16 protein-coding genes and 1 other RNA gene are annotated in these 18362 nt (G+C 54.0%); 5 read left to right on the top strand and 12 right to left on the bottom strand.

Annotation, left to right across the window (positions count from 1 at the left end; all coding sequences use genetic code 11):
* Window positions 1–8 precede the first annotated feature (8 nt).
* The 12 genes from murG to rsmI all read right to left on the bottom strand — a co-directional run bounded on the left by murG (window position 9) and on the right by rsmI (window position 12608).
* A complete protein-coding gene (gene murG / locus WN56_RS04955) occupies window positions 9–1070 on the bottom strand; it encodes an undecaprenyldiphospho-muramoylpentapeptide beta-N-acetylglucosaminyltransferase (protein ID WP_046073968.1) in 1062 nt (353 codons plus the stop codon).
* Window positions 1063–2268 (bottom strand): cell division protein FtsW, encoded by a 1206-nt coding sequence (gene ftsW / locus WN56_RS04950; RefSeq protein WP_046073967.1) that lies wholly within the window; start codon window positions 2266–2268, stop codon window positions 1063–1065. The genes murG and ftsW overlap by 8 nt, the downstream gene beginning before the upstream one ends.
* Entirely contained in the window at window positions 2265–3635 is a 1371-nt protein-coding gene (murD, locus tag WN56_RS04945) for a UDP-N-acetylmuramoyl-L-alanine--D-glutamate ligase (RefSeq protein ID WP_046073966.1), read from the bottom strand. Before murD ends, ftsW begins: the two co-directional genes overlap by 4 nt.
* Before the next feature lie 2 nt (window positions 3636–3637).
* A complete protein-coding gene (gene mraY, locus WN56_RS04940) occupies window positions 3638–4720 on the bottom strand; it encodes a phospho-N-acetylmuramoyl-pentapeptide-transferase (RefSeq protein WP_046073965.1) in 1083 nt (360 codons plus the stop codon).
* On the bottom strand, window positions 4720–6087 hold the full coding sequence (gene murF, locus WN56_RS04935; protein WP_046073964.1) for a UDP-N-acetylmuramoyl-tripeptide--D-alanyl-D-alanine ligase: 1368 nt from the start codon (window positions 6085–6087) through the stop codon (window positions 4720–4722). Before murF ends, mraY begins: the two co-directional genes overlap by 1 nt.
* On the bottom strand, window positions 6084–7550 hold the full coding sequence (gene murE / locus WN56_RS04930; protein ID WP_046073963.1) for a UDP-N-acetylmuramoyl-L-alanyl-D-glutamate--2,6-diaminopimelate ligase: 1467 nt from the start codon (window positions 7548–7550) through the stop codon (window positions 6084–6086). The genes murF and murE overlap by 4 nt, the downstream gene beginning before the upstream one ends.
* Window positions 7543–9309, bottom strand: coding sequence for a penicillin-binding transpeptidase domain-containing protein (locus WN56_RS04925; protein WP_046073962.1), 1767 nt, complete (start codon window positions 9307–9309; stop codon window positions 7543–7545). The genes murE and WN56_RS04925 overlap by 8 nt, the downstream gene beginning before the upstream one ends.
* On the bottom strand, window positions 9306–9635 hold the full coding sequence (gene ftsL, locus WN56_RS04920; protein ID WP_046073961.1) for a cell division protein FtsL: 330 nt from the start codon (window positions 9633–9635) through the stop codon (window positions 9306–9308). The genes WN56_RS04925 and ftsL overlap by 4 nt, the downstream gene beginning before the upstream one ends.
* Before the next feature lie 3 nt (window positions 9636–9638).
* Entirely contained in the window at window positions 9639–10589 is a 951-nt protein-coding gene (rsmH, locus tag WN56_RS04915) for a 16S rRNA (cytosine(1402)-N(4))-methyltransferase RsmH (protein ID WP_046073960.1), read from the bottom strand.
* Between the two features lie 16 nt (window positions 10590–10605).
* A complete protein-coding gene (mraZ, locus tag WN56_RS04910) occupies window positions 10606–11064 on the bottom strand; it encodes a division/cell wall cluster transcriptional repressor MraZ (RefSeq protein ID WP_046073959.1) in 459 nt (152 codons plus the stop codon).
* A 251-nt stretch (window positions 11065–11315) separates the two neighbouring features.
* Window positions 11316–11696: RNase P RNA component class A (gene rnpB / locus WN56_RS16530), an RNA gene on the bottom strand.
* Between the two features lie 54 nt (window positions 11697–11750).
* Complete coding sequence (rsmI, locus tag WN56_RS04905) at window positions 11751–12608, bottom strand: 16S rRNA (cytidine(1402)-2'-O)-methyltransferase (protein WP_046073958.1); 858 nt, start codon at window positions 12606–12608, stop codon at window positions 11751–11753.
* 61 nt (window positions 12609–12669) lie between these two features.
* Between rsmI and WN56_RS04900 the strand changes: the two genes are divergently transcribed.
* The 5 genes from WN56_RS04900 (at window position 12670) to WN56_RS04880 (ending at window position 18319) form a co-directional block, all read left to right on the top strand.
* Entirely contained in the window at window positions 12670–14520 is a 1851-nt protein-coding gene (locus WN56_RS04900) for a penicillin-binding protein activator (RefSeq protein ID WP_197075738.1), read from the top strand.
* Window positions 14517–14882, top strand: a complete 366-nt coding sequence (locus WN56_RS04895; protein ID WP_046073956.1) for a YraN family protein — start codon at window positions 14517–14519, stop codon at window positions 14880–14882. Before WN56_RS04900 ends, WN56_RS04895 begins: the two co-directional genes overlap by 4 nt.
* 3 nt (window positions 14883–14885) lie before the next feature.
* Window positions 14886–15476 (top strand): phosphoheptose isomerase, encoded by a 591-nt coding sequence (locus WN56_RS04890; protein WP_046073955.1) that lies wholly within the window; start codon window positions 14886–14888, stop codon window positions 15474–15476.
* A gap of 3 nt (window positions 15477–15479) precedes the next feature.
* Window positions 15480–16025: a BON domain-containing protein gene (locus tag WN56_RS04885; RefSeq protein ID WP_046073954.1), complete on the top strand. Its 546-nt coding sequence runs from the start codon at window positions 15480–15482 to the stop codon at window positions 16023–16025.
* A gap of 341 nt (window positions 16026–16366) precedes the next feature.
* A complete protein-coding gene (locus WN56_RS04880; RefSeq protein WP_052708022.1) occupies window positions 16367–18319 on the top strand; it encodes a TonB-dependent receptor domain-containing protein in 1953 nt (650 codons plus the stop codon).
* Window positions 18320–18362: the final 43 nt, after the last annotated feature.

The following is an 18362-nucleotide window of genomic DNA, read 5'->3' as shown; positions in this document are numbered from 1 at the left end:
TCTATTCTCTATTTGTTGGCGTGCGTGACGATGACGTCCGCGACACGGGCATCTGCATCAATAATGGCCGCCTCTCGCGCTGCCGTCGCCATCGCTAACAAGCGCGGACGGTCAAGCTGATTGATTGTCTCAGCCAATGTGCTTGCTGTCAGTGATGGCTGTTCAATCATTAAAGCCGCACCGCGGGCGACTAAATAATCACCGTTGAGTGCTTGTTGCCTATCGGCATGCATAAAGGGGACGAAAATCGCCCCAACGCCAGCCGCCGCCAGCTCAGACACCGTCAATGCCCCGCTGCGGCAAATCACTACATCGGCCCACGCATAGGCCTCGGCAACATCGTCAATAAATTCGCTGACAACCACATCGCTAACACCGGTTTGCTGATAAGCATCCCGTGTCAGGTCGGCGTTATGCTTGCCTGCTTGGTGGCGAACCGTCACCGCTTGCTCGGTGAGCGCGACCGCCTCGGGGACCGTTTGGTTAAGGATACGCGCCCCTTGGCTGCCTCCCATCACCAAAATCCGCAACGGCCCTGCTCGTTCATGCAAACGGTGTTCAGGCGCCGGAATATCACACACGTCTCGGCGCACCGGATTACCCACCACTGTCTTGCCATCGAATGCGCCAGGAAACGCTTGTAACACCTGTTTGGCGACCTTCGCCAACCAGCGGTTAGTTAACCCCGCGACCGCATTTTGTTCATGTAAGATAACGGGCACACCGCTTAACCACGCCGCAATGCCACCTGGACCACTCACATAACCGCCCATGCCTAACACAGCATCCGGTTTAACCCGTTTAATGACTTGTCGCGCTTGCCAAATCGCACTGACAATCATCCAAGGGGCTCGTAGCTTGCGCATCAGCCCTGAACCAATCAAGCCTTTAACGCGAATAAATGCGATCTCGATGCCATATTTAGGCACCAAATCGGCCTCCATACGATCCGCAGTGCCCAACCAACAAACGTCCCAGCCTTGTTTCTCTAAATACTTGGCGACGGCGAGCCCCGGAAAAACATGCCCACCGGTGCCACCTGCCATCACTAATAATCGTTTTTTACGCATTGTTAGGGTCTTTATCTTGATAAGGGTTTCTTTGATGTGCTTGCGATGTGGCTAAGCGATATTCATGATCAATGCGCAATAACAGCGCCACGGCCACCGCCATGATCACCAAGCTGGAGCCCCCGTAACTGATCAACGGCAAGGTCAAGCCTTTAGTCGGAAGCATACCAGCAGCAGCCCCCACATTGACCATGGTTTGGAACGCAAACCAGATCCCAATCCCGAAGGCAAGAAAGCCACCAAATAGTTGGTTTTGCTCGAGGCAACGCTTACCAATAAACAAGGCTTTAAACACCAAGTAAAAAATCAAACACAAAATGACGCTGACGCCCACCAACCCAAGCTCTTCGGCAATCACCGCAAACACGAAATCAGTATGGGCTTCTGGCAGATATTCCAGTTTTTGGATGGAGTTACCGAGTCCTTGTCCAAACCAATCTCCGCGACCAAATGCCATCAAAGACTGGGTTAGCTGATAACCACTGCCAAACGGGTCTTGCCATGGGTCTAAAAAGGCAGTGACACGGCGCACTCGGTAAGGCTCAGCGACAATCAAGCCGCCTACCAAGGTCAACCCGGTGATCAGCAGCGCAATAAACTGCCACAGCTTGGCCCCTGCAATAAACAACATGCCCACAGTGGTGACAAACATCACCACCACCGAGCCTAAATCAGGTTGTGCCAACAGCAAGCTCGCAAACAGCAACAAGACAGCCAACGGTTTGGCAAAGCCGCGGAAATGCTCACGCACCTCACCATGACGACGCACCAGATAACCGGCTAAAAAGACAAACAAGGATAACTTGGCGATCTCCGCAGGCTGAATATTGATCCCAGCCACAGAGATCCAGCGCGCGGCACCATTGACAGACCGACCCACAGCAAGCACCGCCAGTAACAATAGCGACGAGAGCAATAACATGTAGCCGCTATAGCGCTGCCACCAATGCACGGGAATGTACATCACTACCACTGCGGCGACGATGGCGACGGTCAGATAAAAAGCATGACGCTTGGCAAACAAAAAAGGCGCATCCGCCAGCCTAAGCCCCACAGGCAAAGACGCCGACGTCACCATGACTAACCCGATGACCATCAACAGCAACGACGTCCACACTAACTGGCGGTCGTATAACACGCCAGGAGACGGTGTCCGAAGCCACTGCCAGCAGTATTGAGGAAGTCTGCGCACGGTCATGTCTGCCTCGCAATCATCGATTCTACGCCCGCGATAAAAGCGTCACCACGGGCAGCAAAATTAGCAAATTGATCCAGACTCGAGCAGGCGGGCGATAACAACACCATATCACCGGCTGTCACTTGATTAGCAGCGGCCGTCATCGCTTGTTGCAGAGTATCGACACAGTGCGCCTGCTTATCGAGCTGTGCTAACTGGGCTTTATCCTTGCCAAAGCAATAAAGCGATACCGAGAGTTTCGCCAACGCCGGTTGTAAAGCGCGAAAGTCGGCGCCTTTACCATCGCCACCCACCAAAAGGTGTAACCGCCCGTCGAGATCCAAACCATCGAGCGCCGCCAGGGTACTGGCCACATTGGTGGCTTTTGAATCATTGACCCATAGCACGCCCTGATGCTCGGCGACTTTTTGACAACGGTGCGGGAGGCCAGCGTACGTACTGAGTGCTGCTTTTTGCCCTTGCTGACTAATGCCGACACTGTCAGCCAGCGCCATGGCCGCCAGCCCATTCGCCACGTTATGACGGCCCACCAGTCCCAGTGAAGAGACGGGAAGCAGTGGCTGGCCGTGTGCCGCTAACCAAGCTTCACCTTGGTGGCTGATAAGGCAATAATCGCCTTGGTGGAAACCAAACAGACGCATGGAGGAGGCGCTGTTCGTTTGCAGCGCATGGCGCGTTTGCAGATCATCGTGTGTTTGCGGATCATCGGCATTGGCAATCAGGGTAGTCGCATGGGTGAAAATACGGCACTTGGCGGCACGATAATCGGCCAAGCTGTCGTATCTATCCATGTGATCTTCTGAGAAATTCAAAAAGGCCGCGCCATCTAGAACCAGCGACTCGGTGGTTTCGAGTTGAAAGCTCGACAACTCCAACACATACAGCGCGTGACCGCGGTCGAGCAAGTCTAACGCCGCCACACCAATATTGCCGCCGACGCCAACATTCATACCTGCCGCTCGAGCCATTTCGCCCACTAGTGCCGTGACAGTACTTTTGCCGTTGGAGCCGGTGATCGCCACCACGGGCTGGTCGCAATACCAAGCAAACAACTCAATATCCCCTACAACAGGGGTGCCCGCTGCATGGACTGGCAGCAAGGCGGGTGTCTGCAGCGATATCCCAGGGTTAGTGACGACCAAGTCGGCGTCCGCTAACCACGTGGGTTGCCAGCTGCCTGTGTGCAACTCGACGTTATCCGGCAGTTGGTCTTGCCCCGGAGGCTGCGTGCGAGAGTCCATCACGCGAATGCATGCCTTGGGATGATGGCGGGCAATAAAGCGCACCACTGACAATCCGGTCACGCCCAAGCCCATCACCACGATATGATGAAACTCGGTTAATGAACGCTGGCTCGCGGCTGGCATGATTAGCGTACCTTAAGTGTGGCCAGTGCAATGAGCACTAGCATCAACGAAATGATCCAAAAGCGCACGATTACCCGCGGCTCCGGCCAGCCTTTTAGCTCATAATGATGATGAATCGGTGCCATACGGAAAATACGTTGGCCGCGCAATTTATAGGAGCCAACCTGCAAGATCACCGACACCGTCTCCATCACGAACACCCCGCCCATGATGATCAGCAACAGCTCTTGACGCACCAGTACCGCAATCGTGCCTAGCGCACCGCCTAATGCCAGCGAGCCCACATCCCCCATAAACACTTGAGCTGGGTAAGTGTTGAACCACAAAAAGCCAAGGCCAGCCCCAACAATCGCGGCGCAAACAACCACCAGCTCACTGCTGTATTGGATATACGGAATATGCAGGTAGCTGGCAAAGTTCACATTCCCTGTCGCCCAAGCAATAAAGGCAAACCCACCGGCGACCATCACGGTGGGCAAAATCGCTAACCCATCGAGGCCATCCGTCAGGTTCACCGCATTGCTGGTCCCCACAATCACAAAGTAGGTAAAGACCACATAGAACAGGCCAAGTTGCGGCATCACATCTTTGAAAAACGGTACCACCAACTGAGTGGCTGCGGTGTCCTTGCCGTGCGCATAGAGGGCAAACGCCACGCCTAACGCAATGGCGGATTGCCAGAAATACTTCCAGCGCGCGACCAGCCCATCCGTATTCTTGCGTACCACTTTGCGGTAATCATCAACAAATCCCACCGCGCCATAGCCAAGCAGGACAACCATCACCGCCCATACATATGGGTTGGCCAAGTCCGCCCACAAAAAGACCGTCAGACTGATGGCCGCGACGATCAGTACCCCGCCCATGGTCGGTGTACCGCGCTTGCTAAAATGAGATTCAGGGCCTTCTTCACGGACCACTTGGCCAATTTGCATCGATTGCAGGCGTTTAATCAAACGCGGCCCGGCCCATAGCGAGAACAATAGTGCGGTTAATGCACTCACAATCGCTCGGAACGTCAGGTATTCAAACAACCGCATCGAGGGTAAAAGGTTTTGTAGCGCTTCCGCTAACCATAAAAGCATTAGCAAGCCTCCTTGATGGCGGCAACAACGGCTTCCATCGCCATCCCGCGAGCGCCTTTAATAAGAATGGTGTTAGGTGTCTGTGTATTTATCATGGCTACGACATGCGCAATGAGCGCCTCTTTACTATCAAAATGGTTACCGCCACAGCATTCGCTGATCACACGGCTATCGTTTCCAGTCGTGAAAACTTGGTGTAACTGCGCTTGCGCGGCATGCTCTCCCACTTCACGATGCATTTGTTCACTGTATTGCCCAAGCTCAGCCATATCGCCCACAATGAGCCACTTTTCGCCTGGGTAGCTGGCCAGCACATCAATCGCGGATTTCATTGCCGGCACACTGGCGTTGTAGGTGTCATCAATCAACCTCAAGCCTGGTCGAGGCTCAGTGACCTGGGTACGTCCCGCAGCATTTTCCATCGCCGCTAAGCCACTCACCACATCGTCCAACGCCACGCCTGGTAATTGCATGGCCGCACAGCCTGCCATCAGCGCATTGGTAATATTGTGCAATCCGGGCAGAGGCAAGGTCACGGTTCTTTGTATCTGGCCGTCACTCAAGGTCATGTGATAACAGCCCGAATCAGTGAGCGTGCTATCTAGCAACCTCAGTGGTGCCGCCTCAGTGTCAGTGACGGGGATCACCTGCTTGTCAGCCAAGACCGCTTGCCACTTTTCGTCGCCGTGGCTGTGCTGATTGACCAGAGCAATGCCACCTTCTGGTAAGCCTTGGTAGATCTCTCCTTTGGCAATCGCCACCCCTTCCAATGAGCCAAATCCCTCAAGATGTGCTGCGGCCAAGTTAGTCACCATGGCAATATCGGGTTTAACCAACGCGGTGGTATAAGCGATTTCGCCAATATGATTCGCGCCCAGCTCAATCACCGCATACTGGTGCTCTGGCGTCAGTCGAAACAGGGTCAGCGGCACACCGATATCATTATTGAAATTACCCGCAGTGGCTAACGTGGGTCCTTTTTGCGCGAGGATCGCCGCCAACATCTGCTTCACGGTGGTTTTACCGCAGCTGCCGGTAATGGCAATGGTGGACACCTGACACTGGCTTTTCACCCACGCCCCGAGTTGGCCAAGGGCAATACGCGTGTCCTCCACCAGCAATTGAGGGATCGCTACATCCAGCGGACGATCGACCACTATCGCCGCCGCACCGGCCTCTTTGGCTTGAGCCGCAAAGTCATGGCCATCAAAGCGCTCCCCTTTCAGGGCAACAAACATCGCCCCTTCGCCAAGCTCGCGGGTATCCGTGGTAATGGCATCAACTTGCGGGCTCGCCGGTATCAACTCACGTTGTAAAATCGTCGCGTTCACCGCGTGCGCGAGGGTATCGAGTGAGGTCCGAATCATGATAACTCCTTGAGTTGCGCCGCCACCGTCTCTCGGTCGGAATAGTGCACCTTGCCGTGCGCCAACACTTGATAATCTTCATGGCCCTTGCCTGCGACCAAAACAATGTCCTCGGCTTTCGCTTGGCGAATAACCTGGCTCACCGCGTCGGCGCGATCATGTTTTACCCATGCGCGCTCTGGCGCCTCCATGCCCGCAAGCATGTCTTGAGTAATGGCTTCAGGCGCTTCGCTGCGAGGGTTATCATTGGTTAACACCGTATGATCGGCATGCTGTTCGGCGAGGCGGGCCATTAACGGCCGCTTGCGTGTATCACGGTCTCCGCCACAGCCAAATATGCACCACAGCGCGCCTTTACAATGACGTCGCAACGCAAGCAGCGCTTTCTCCAGCGCATCGGGCGTGTGAGCATAATCAACCACGACTGTCGGTTTGTCAGCGGCGAGAAAAACCTCCATCCGCCCTGTGACAGCTTGCAGCTGCGGGCTCACGGCCAATAACGGCGCTAACGGATAGCCCAGCCCCAATAAGGTGGCCAAGCTCACCAGCAAATTGCTGACATTAAAATCTCCCACTAATGCCGCTTGGATTTCGCCTTGCCCCCACGATGAGTCGACCTGTACCCGCACACCGTCACTGGCATAGGCGACCGAGGTTGCGCGTACAAACGGGCCTGCATGTCCATCTAATGAGGAGGAGGTCATGGCGACAGCGATAGCGTCTGGCCATTGCTTGAGCCAAGTGCGACCCACCGTATCATCCGCATTGATGACTTTAAGTGGCGAGCCTAACTCAAACAGTTGCTTTTTCGCCTCGGCGTAGGCGTCGAGGGTGCCGTGATAATCAAGGTGATCATGACTTAAATTTGTAAACACCGCGGCATCAAAGGCAAGGCTGGCCACGCGCCCTTGCACCAAGCCGTGCGATGACACTTCCATCGCCACATGCCGGGCACCTTGCTCAACGAAATCGGCTAATTGGGCTTGAATGCTAATCGCGTCCCCTGTGGTGTTGTCAGCGGCTTTAAGCGCGCCAATAAAGCCGTTTCCCGTGGTGCCCATCACGGCTGTGCGTTGATCTAAAGCGTCTAGCCATTGGGCAATCAGTTGCGACACCGTGGTTTTGCCGTTGGTTCCGGTGACACCAATCAACCCGAGGTGTTGCTGAGGATCCTGATAAAAGCGCGCCGCCATCGCCGAGAGGGCATGAGGTAACGCGCGCAAGCTGATCACTGGCACCTGATCGCGCCAGGCTATCTGGTCGTTTTCACCTTGTTGCACCACGGCCGCCGCGCCTGCCTCAATCGCTGCTTGAATAAACTGGCGACCGTCAACCTGGTGACCTTGAACCGCCACAAATACATCACCGGCACCGACTTGGCGACTGTCTAATGTCATTTGCTGGACCGAGAGGCTGGGCACATCCGCCAGCCACGGGCTCAGCCATTGGTTTAAATCATTCATTCCGGTTCACTTCACTTGCATATTTTGCCACTTGCAGCCCGGGGCCTGTGCCCGCGTCCGGCGCAATGTTTAAGATCTGGAGCGCACTTTTCATCACATCCGAAAACACCGGCGCCGCCACTTGGCCACCGTAATACTTGTCACCTTGTGGCTCGTTGATCACCACCACCATCGCCAGCCTTGGGTTGCTGATCGGCGCAAGGCCCGCGGTATAGCCGATATACTCATCGCCATAACCGCCCGCTACTGCCACTTTGGCCGTACCGGTTTTCGCCCCGACTCGGTAACCGTCCACCGCAGCACGGCGCGCACTTCCGCCCTCTTGCGTCACGCCTTCTAACATTTGCAGCACTTTATAAACGTTCTCACGCGACGCAACCTGCTTGCCTTCGGTCACCCCTTCACGCTTTAAAATACTCAGCGGTCGATTGATACCCAAGGCGCCGAGGGTAGCGTAAGCGCGTGCAAGCTGCGTCGGGGTCACCGACAGGCCATAACCAAAGGCCAAGGTGGCTCGTTCAAAATCGGACCAACGACGACGAGAAGGAAAATGGCCCACCGACTCACCCACAAGCTCGACACCGGTACTGGCTCCCAAGCCAAAGCTGCCGTACTCGCCCAACAGGGTCTCCACTGGCATCGCTAAGGACAGCTTACTCACACCAATGTTGCTCGACTTTTTGAGGATCCGCGCGAGATTGGCTTTACCCACTTTGGACACATCCCGCACGCGGCTTCCGCCGATTTGCATGATGCCATTGCCGGTATCAATTACGGTGTCCATATCCGCGACACCGTTTTCCAACGCGGTAAGCACCACAAAGGGCTTCATGGTTGATCCAGGCTCAAACACGTCAGTGATCGCGCGGTTGCGCATATTAAAACTTTTCAGCGAGCTACGATTATTAGGGTTATAAGAGGGGGCGTTAACCATCGCCATCACTTCGCCGGTTTTCACATCCACCATCACCAACGAGCCAGACGTGGCGCGATAGTCGGCCACCGCTTGCTTAATCGCCCGGTAGGCAATGGCTTGCAAACGCTGGTCGATACTGAGCGTGAGTGATTGGCCTTCTTTTTTGTCTTCAGTGGCAATATGTTCAACCACACGACCAAATCTGTCTTTACGCACGGTACGTTTGCCATGCTCACCGGCCAACCAGTCGTCAAACCGGCGTTCAATGCCTTCCAGGCCATGGCCATCAATCCCCGTCATTCCCACTAAGTGGGCACTCACCTCCGCACTAGGATAAAAACGGCGAGACTCGGCTTTCAGTCCCACTCCGGGCAAGTCGAGCTTGTTTACATACGCGGCCATTGCTGGACGCACTTGACGCTGTAAATAAATAAAACGCCGCTTGCGGTTCGCTTGAATCTTGTCAATCAACGCCTGGCGGTCTAGACCCAGCACGTCGGCCAGCGCATACCAGCGCTCAACGTTGTTCAGCCCTTGGTGTTTAAACACAGTCACCGGATCGGCCCACACCGCTTGCACGGGGACACTGACCGCCAACGGCTCACCTTGGCGGTCTTCAATCATCCCACGCGCGGAATGCACCTGCTCCACGCGCACTGAGCGTAAATCCCCTTCATGACGCAGCCTGTCTGGCTCAATCACTTGGATATACGCCGCACGCGCCACCAACGCCACTAAGGCAAACGCAATAAACACGCAAATAAGGCCAAAGCGCCACTGGATGAGCACAGGTGGCGCTTTTGGCGTACGGCGATTGGCTGGCTTACTAGAACGTTTTTTCACCGGCTATTACTCAAAGACCGTTTTACGATCACTTCGTTATCACTGGTTGGTCGAATCATGCCAAAATCCTCACGCGCGACCGACTCAACATGGCTGTGCTCAGACAACGCATTTTCTTCCAGCAACTGATTTCGCCACTCCACTTCAAGCGTTTCGCGCTGCTCAAGCAGTGCATCTTGTTTGGCAATCAAACTGCGCGTCGATTGCGTCATTGACACCACAGCGATCGCTGATATCAGCACCGCGACCAACAAACCCAACGGCAACTTACCGATGGCCAGCACGTCCTGACGAATTTGTTTGGCGAGGCTGGGGCGCGGCTCCATGATTTACCCTAATTTCTCCGCCACGCGTAACACCGAGCTACGCGCACGCGCATTGTGTTCAACCTCTTTCGCAGAGGGCTTAACCGCCTTACCAATCGGTTTCATCGCGGCTGAGCCCATCTCGGCAATTTGTGCTTCGGTTAAAGGCACCCCTTTAGGCACGTCTGGACCTTTGCTTTGTTTGCGAATAAAGCGCTTCACCATCCGATCTTCTAACGAGTGAAAGCTGATCACAGACAAACGGCCACCGGGGGCGAGGCTTGCCAACGCGCCTTGCAGCGCTTGCTCAATCTCATCGAGCTCGCTGTTGATATAAATGCGGATCGCTTGGAAACTGCGCGTCGCCGGGTGTTTTTTCTTTTCTCGAAACGGCACCGCATTATCAATCAACTTGGCCAGTTGGTTGGTCGTAGACAGCGCTGGCGCCTCCTCGTCCTCGCGATGGCGGACAATCGCATTGGCAATCCGGCGAGCAAAGCGCTCTTCGCCAAACACTTTTAACACCCAAGCAATGTCATCTGGGCTGGCAGTTTCTAACCACTGCGCCGCTGACTGACCAGAACTCGGATCCATGCGCATATCCAAAGGGCCGTCATGCATAAAGCTGAATCCGCGGCTAGGATCATCCAACTGCGGAGACGACACGCCAAGATCGAGCAAGATCCCATCGACTTTTTCACTCAAGCCACGTTCACTTAAGTAAGTTTCAATGTCAGAAAACGGCCCATGGATAATATGAAAGCGGGGATCGTCGATGGTGTTGGCTTCTTCAATCGCACGAGGGTCGCGATCAATGGCGTATAAGCGCCCGTTCTCACCCAGTTGAGACAAAATATGACGGGAGTGACCGCCGCGACCAAAGGTACCATCGACATAAATGCCGTCTGGCTTTATCGCAAGGCCGTCTACCGATTCGTTCAATAGGACGGAAACATGGGTATATTGTTCTGACATAAGTTCACTTCATTATTTACAGAGAGAGGTCTGCTAACCGCTCACTGATCATCGGGGTTGATTCCGCCTGTGTGTCCATATCCTGGCGAATTTGTGCCTGCCATGTTTGCTCATCCCAAATCTCAAACTTGTTGAGTTGGCCCACCAGCATCGCTTTGCCCTCAAGCCCCGCATATTGACGCAACGCCGCGGACAGCAAGAGTCGCCCTTGGCTATCCATCTCACAATCAAACGCATGACCGAGTAGCAACCGCTGTAAACGCCGTTCTGCTGGCTGAAAGCTCGATAGCTGTGCAAGCTTATCTTCTATCACTTCCCACTCCGGGACGGGATACAAGGCCAAACAAGGGAGCTGGTGATCGATCGTGCACACAAACTGGCCGTCACAATGGTTAATTAAGCCATCGCGATAGCGAGTGGGTAGGGCAAGCCGCCCTTTCTTGTCGACCGATATGGCACTGACGCCGCGTAGCATGGCGCTATTTTCCCTTTTTCACCAAGATTATCCACTTTACACCACATTTTCCCACCCAGAAGTGTACGTAGCAGGTAAAAAGAAAGTCAAGCAAGCCATGACAGTGACAAGGATCACACTTAGGGAGATTAAAGAGATATTTCAGCGGGTTAATCCTTGAGTTAGCCAATCTGCTACATGAGGTTATAACCAAATCGTCTGACTCAAACGCTGAAAAAGAGAGGGCGAGCCCAAAAGGCTCGCCCGATAATGAGGTGAGTTGGCCTGTAAGCCGGGTTCTGTACCGTAAAAACGGTGGTAACCATTCGTCTAGGCCTGCAATTGCTCACAGGCTCCAGCAACCTACCCGTCCCCAAACGCGGGCCGCGCCAATAGGGACCTATTTGGTCTTGCTCCGGGTGGAGTTTACCGTGCCACGAACTGTTGCCAGTCGCGCGGTGCGCTCTTACCGCACCCTTTCACCCTTACCTGTGCTCCGAAAAGCCATCGGCGGTCTACTCTCTGCTGCACTGGTCGTAGGCTCGCGCCTCCCAGGCGTTACCTGGCACCCTGCCCTGCGGAGCCCGGACTTTCCTCCCCTTCATCAGTCTCCCGTGGGACATCAATAAAGCAGCGGTTACCCGGCCAACTCGAGCGGGGGAGTATATAGAAGAATACCCACGCAAGCCAGGGTAAATCACGCTCAGCTACAAATTCTCTAGGCCCCATTTATAGAGTGCGTTCTTTTTAACCGAATACAATTCCGCCACCAATGCCGCGGCTTTTTTGAGTGGTAACTCAGCTGCTAACAAACTCAGCGCGTGACAAGCTGCTGACGGCAAGGCGTTTTTATCGGCGCGGTGGCCCGCGACCAGTAACACCATTTCACCGCGAAGCCGATTGGCATCTTCGTTTAACCACTCAATCAGTTCGCCCAATGGCGCCCCATGAATGGTCTCAAAGGTTTTGGTCAACTCACGTGCCAATACCACGCGGCGCGCCTCACCCAGCACTTCACGCATATCCGCCAAACTATCGCGAATCCGGTGCGGCGATTCATAGAAAATCAAGGTCCGAGGGTCATCGGCCAACGCGCGGAACGTATCTTGACGTGCTTTTGTTTTCGGGGGCAGGAACCCTTCAAAACTAAAGCGGTCTGAAGGCAAACCAGAGGCACTTAATGCGGTGACCACCGCGCAAGCGCCAGGTAAAGGCACCACTCTCACGCCAGCTTCACGGCACTGCGTGACAAGGTGGTAGCCTGGGTCGCTAATCAGTGGTGTCCCCGCGTCCGAGACTAATGCGACCGACTGACCTTGTTGTAAACGCGCTAATAACGCTGCCGCTTTTTGCTGTTCATTATGCTCATGTAAGGCAAACGTTTTGGCATTAATAGAAAAATGCGAAAGCAATCGTGCGGTATGCCGTGTATCTTCGGCGGCAACCAGATCCACGCTGGCTAATACATCGAGAGCACGCTGGGTAATATCCGCCAAGTTGCCTATCGGTGTCGGCACAATATACAGCGTGGGGTGAGCATGGTCGGATAGATTTGCATCAGTCATTTGTTTAACAACCCTTCGGCGATTAAGATAGGGGCAACGTTGTCACGGTTGAAACATGTTCATGGTTAAACTTACCCAGAAGCGTCAAAGTGTAACACGACTTATCACCCCTGTAGCCCTAGCGTTAGCGCTGGCTGCATGTAGTGCGCCGTCCACCACGCCAACCGCGCGTGATGTCATCAGTCAGCCAGCAACAGAGAACTCGACATTTTACCTGTTGCAAGCGGAAACCAGCCAAGGCGAGAAGCAAAACGACTGGTATCTACTGGCGATCAAAGCGCTGATTAACGAGCAGCAGTTTAACCAAGCGGACGTGCTATTGCAGCGCTTGTCAGAACGCCAACTCAATACCGAGCAGCGTATTGAGTGGACACTGGCTCGGGCGCGCTTTTACGCACAAACCGGCCAACTTGCCGACGCCAATCAGGTGCTGGCGCTTTCACCTGACTGGCAACTTAACGACAATCAGTATGTCCGCTTTTACCAGCAAAAGGCCAAGATTGCCCGCCAGCAAGATCAGACGCTCGACGCGGTAAAAAACCAGTACCAATTAGCGAATTATGCCAACGCCGATGACGCGCAGCAGGCATGGAATACCTTGTGGCAAGATTTACAGCTACTGAGTCAAAGTGAAATCAAACAGTTGCAAAGCAGCGACGATGACATTCTCGCCGGCTGGGTTGATTTACTTGATATCGCTCGCCGTTACACCGGCGATGTGGCTGAGATGCAAAACCAACTGGATGCGTATTTAGCATCGCATCCTGCGCATCCAGCAAACCAATATCTCCCTGATAACTTGGCCGATATCCAAGCGTTGACCATCACCCAACCCACCCATGTTGGTGTGATGCTGCCATTGACCGACAAATTCTCCGAGCAAGGGGATGCGATTCGCGATGGTTTTGTCGAAGCCATGCTAGATGCTGATAGCGAGCAACGCCCTGAAGTCCGTTTTTACGACACCAACGCCCTAGACGTTAAAACGCTCACCCAACGCATTACCCATGACGGCGTTGATTTTGTGGTTGGGCCGCTGCAAAAACATAAAGTCGCCGCCGTCAGCAACGCCATTGCTGGGCAAGTGCCTTTGTTAGCATTGAATGAACCCACGGATGACAACTATCAGCAAGGGGTATGCTATTTTACCTTGTCGCCCGAACAAGAAGCGGCGCAAGCGGCTGATCGCTTGAACCAGCAAGGGTATCAATTCCCACTGGTGCTCTATCCTGATTCTGCCTTTGGTCAGCGGATGCGTGATGCGTTCTCCGCGCGCTGGCAATCATTGACGGATACAGACGTAGAGCGCGCACCGCTGGGTGATCGTGATAAGATGCAAGCACGCATCCGTGATATTTTCGGCTTAGACGCGAGCCAGCGCCGAATCGCCCAAATGAAACAGCTCACCGACTTGCCTTTGCAATCGCAAGCGCGCAGTCGGCGTGACATTGATGCGGTTTATATGGTCGCCGGCGCCGCTGAGCTCACCTTGCTCAAGCCATTTATCGAAGTCGCAATCAACCCAGATGTCCAGCCACCCAAGCTGTACGCGAGCTCGCGCAGCAACAACCGTGCAGACGGCATGGGACAACTAGCCGAACTACAAGGCATAGAGTTTAGTGATATTCCGCTGCTTATTAGCCCGCAAAGCGCAGCGTACCAGCGTTACCAACAGCGCCACCCATCGCCGAGCAATAACACCACACGTTTACACGCGCTTGGGATGGACGCATACGGCTTACTAAAAGGGTTGCCACAGATGCAGGCACAGCCCGGTTATCAGTTTAGCGGCCAGACCGGTCAGCTCTCACTCGCTGAGCACTGTGTTATTCATCGACAACTAGACTGGGCGCGCTTTGGTAAAACAGACATCGAGCCGGTTAACCACCAAACGAGACAGGACGGGCAGTGACAGGTTCGCCGACTAGGGCAACAGGGCAGGCTTACGAAGCACAAGCTTGCCAATACCTCGCTCGTCATGGGCTCCGTGTTTTAGATAAAAACGCGCACAGTCGCCGCGGGGAAATCGATCTGGTGATGCAAGACGGCACCTGCTTGGTGTTTGTTGAGGTTCGTTTTCGCCGCGGACGTGGTTTTGGTGGCGCAGCGGCCAGTATTACCGCAGCTAAGCAAAAGCGTTTAATTCTCGCGGCAGAGCGCTGGATGCAGTGCCACGGGGTGAAAAGTACACAAACAGAATTTCGCTTTGACGCCGTCACCTTTGATGGCAGTGTTGAGGCGGTTAACTGGATTAAAAACATTGTTCAAGGGTAAGTCATGCTAGAGAGCATCAAAGAGAGCTTTACCGAAAGTATTCAAACCCAGATTGCTGCTGCCGAAGCGATCCCTGAGTATCTGTCACAATCGGCACAGGTGATGGTACAAAGCCTGCTTAACGGCAACAAAATTCTTTGCTGTGGCAATGGCGGATCCGCGGCCAACGCGCAACATTTTGCCTCTTGCCTGCTTAATCGCTTTGAAACCGAGCGTCCGAGTTTGCCAGCGTTAGCACTGACCACAGACACCACCACCTTAACGGCGGTGGCCAACGATTACAGTCATGATGAAGTGTTTTCTAAGCAAGTTCGTGCGTTGGGACAAGCTGGCGATATCTTGCTGGCGATTTCTACCAGTGGTAACAGTAAAGACATCATCAAAGCCATGGAAGCGGCCGTTACCCGTGATATGACGATTATTGCAATGACCGGCAAAGACGGGGGAGAGATGGCCGGTTTGCTCGGACAACGCGATGTAGAAATCCGTATCCCATCACAACGCACGGCACGGATCCAGGAAGGGCACTTACTCACTGTGCATTGCTTGTGCGATCTCATCGATCAGGTGCTCTTCCCCTCTCACGGAGAATAAATCATGCGCCTGATAGTCACCTTGATGTTTGCGCTTGCCTTGCAAGCGTGTTCCACCGTGTATTCTTCCGATCCACGCACCACTGGCGAGGAGTGGCAGGACACGCAAATTGGCCTAAACACCGCTGGGATTGTCAACAAGCCACCGTTTAGGAACAAAATCCGAGCAAAAGCGGCCGCTTTTCAAGGGCAAGCGCTGTTAGTGGGGCAAAGCACCGATCCGGCACTCACCGAGCAACTGGTTGAGCGCATTCGCGCGTTAGATAATGTCGACGTGGTCTATAACGAAGTGCGCGACGCACCGATGATTGGCCTTGCCGATATCAGCACCGATGGCTGGCTCACAACCCGCGTCAAAGCAGCATTCGTGGCTGATGATCAGTTGCGTTCGGTCAACATCAAGGTGATCACTGAAGCCAGAGAAGTGTTTTTAATGGGGGCAGTGACCCAAGCGCAAGCGGACAAAGCGGTGGATATCGCCCGCAATGTGCGTGGCGTTGAGCGCGTGATCAAAGCTTTCCAATATGTGGGTGACGACAACTCGCCATAAGGCGTGCCTCACACTCACGATAAACGGTCTATCTATCAGCCGGCCTCTTGTTGCCGGCTTTTTTACGCCGGGACGTTTTCTACTGCTGCGTCACTCGCACTCCCCCACTCGTTATCTTGTTTGTCGTCAACCGCGTTGCTTTCTCTTTACTCTTTACTCTTTTCTTTCTTTTTTATCTTCAAGAAAAAACATCAGCGCTACATCTCTTCCCTAATCACATACAAAAAAGTTACAAAAACTAATGATAATGGTTGTTATTAGAATTTTTGATAGTGAATCCTATTTGCGCCTGATATAGTCCCGCCACAAACAAATGAGAACTATTTGCATAGGAGTATGACATGCATTTACGTTTAAACCCGCTTACCCTTGCTCTCATCACGGCAGGCACGCTAAGCCTCCCCACACACGCCCAAGACGCACAGCCCGTGGAAACGGTGACGGTCACCGCCGATAGCCTACAGGGCAAGATGGCGGTCAGTGCTGAAGAGCTAGAAGCCCGTCAGGCACAAGATCTGGAAGACATGTTTCGCGACAACGCCAGCATCAACGTCGGTGGTGGCGTAGGTGCCGGACAGAAGGTCTATCTACGGGGTGTTGAAGACACTAACCTCAACATCACCGTCGATGGTGCCGCACAAGGGGGTTACTTATTCCACCACCAAGGACGTTTAAGTATTGAGCCCGAGCTTCTCAAGCGAGTCGGGGTCGAGTCAGGTCCAGCGAGTGCCGACAGTGGCCCCGGCGCGCTGGGCGGCAGTGTACGTTTTGAAACCAAAGACGCACAAGATATGCTGCGCGCCGGCCAAACTATCGGTGCCCGACTTTCAGGTGGTCTTGAAAGTGCAGCTAATGCCACCTCTGGCAGCTCTGCCGTCTATGGTCGCTTGGGAGAGTCGCTCGGTATTCTTGCCTACATAAAAGGCCGTAATAGTGATGACTATCGCCACGGCGGCGGCGATCTGCAGCCGGCAACGGCGAGCCAACAACGTAGCTACCTAGTTAAGTTATCACTGTTAAATCACGGCGATCACGATGTCCGTGTCAGTGCCGAGCGTCGCACCGATCAGGGCGATTACTTTGTCCGTGCTCATATGCCCTACTTCAGCCGCCAGTCTCGCAGCTATCAAGAGACCGAGCGCGAAACCCTCTCTTTTCAACATCGCTGGGCACCGGATTCTGACTGGATCGAATTGACCACCAAGTTGTATCAAAACACCTTAGATCTGGATCGGATTGAAAGCGAAACCTTTAGCCGGGCCCGTCAAATCGGCGGCGATATTCGTAACCAAATGCGCTTTGATACCGGCGCGGTACAACATGCGCTCACCGCGGGTATCGATATGTTCGAGCAAAAAACCGAAAACCTCGATTACGATGAAGCCAGCGGCGCTAATAACCAAGATAAAGCGCGCAATATCGGCCTGTTTTTACAAGATAGAATGACAGTCGGCGATCTTGGCATTGCATGGGGCGCACGCTTTGACGACTACCACACCGATTATGGCCAAGCGGGTGAAGTCGATGGCAGTGAGGTTTCACCCAACGTGCAACTGAGCTATCAAGCGACGGACAACCTACGCCTCCATGCTGGCTACGGTGAAGCGGTGCGCGGTGCCAAAACGCGGGAAGTGTTGCTGATTGGCGGTGCCGTTGAAGTAGATAAAGATTTACAGCCCGAGCACGCTAAACAAGCTGAAATCGGTGTTGAGTGGCAAGGCTATGGCATGTTGACCAAGCAAGACACCCTGAATCTGGCGGTCACCGGCTTTAATACCCGCATAGAAAACTTCCAGGCGTATGATCGCCGCAGCGACCCGAATTACCTTTACAACCTCGAGGATGAGGTCACGAGCCAAGGTATCGAGGCGCGCGTGGGCTGGGCACTCAATCAGTTCGATACACAGCTCAGTTATAGCCATGTCAACATGGAAGATGAAAACGGCGATCCTCTAGGCGACGAAATGGCAGTCGGCGCATCAGTCGGTAATACTTGGGTGTGGGATACGCAATATCAATTGGTCGATACGGATGTCAGCTTAGGTTATACCCTGACTGGCGTTGAGCGCTTGACCGATGTGCAAGACGGCGATCACGAGAAGCCCGGCTATGTAGTACATGACGTGCGCGCGCAGTGGCAACCGGCGGCCTACCAAGGGCTCACGGTTTCATTGGCGGTCAACAACCTGCTCGACAAGGAATACAGCGAGCACAGCTCGTTCACCTTAAGCAGTGGCAGTAGCATGCCTGAGCCAGGACGAGACCTACGTTTAGGCATGAGCTACAGCTTCTAAGCATTGACTCTCCTATCCGTGATACACAAAGGGCCGACAGCAT

Origin of the sequence: Salinivibrio sp. KP-1, from assembly GCF_000968645.1 — a bacterium.
In the GTDB taxonomy this organism is placed as follows: domain Bacteria; phylum Pseudomonadota; class Gammaproteobacteria; order Enterobacterales; family Vibrionaceae; genus Salinivibrio; species Salinivibrio siamensis.
This window is presented reverse-complemented; position numbering and strand designations above follow the sequence as displayed.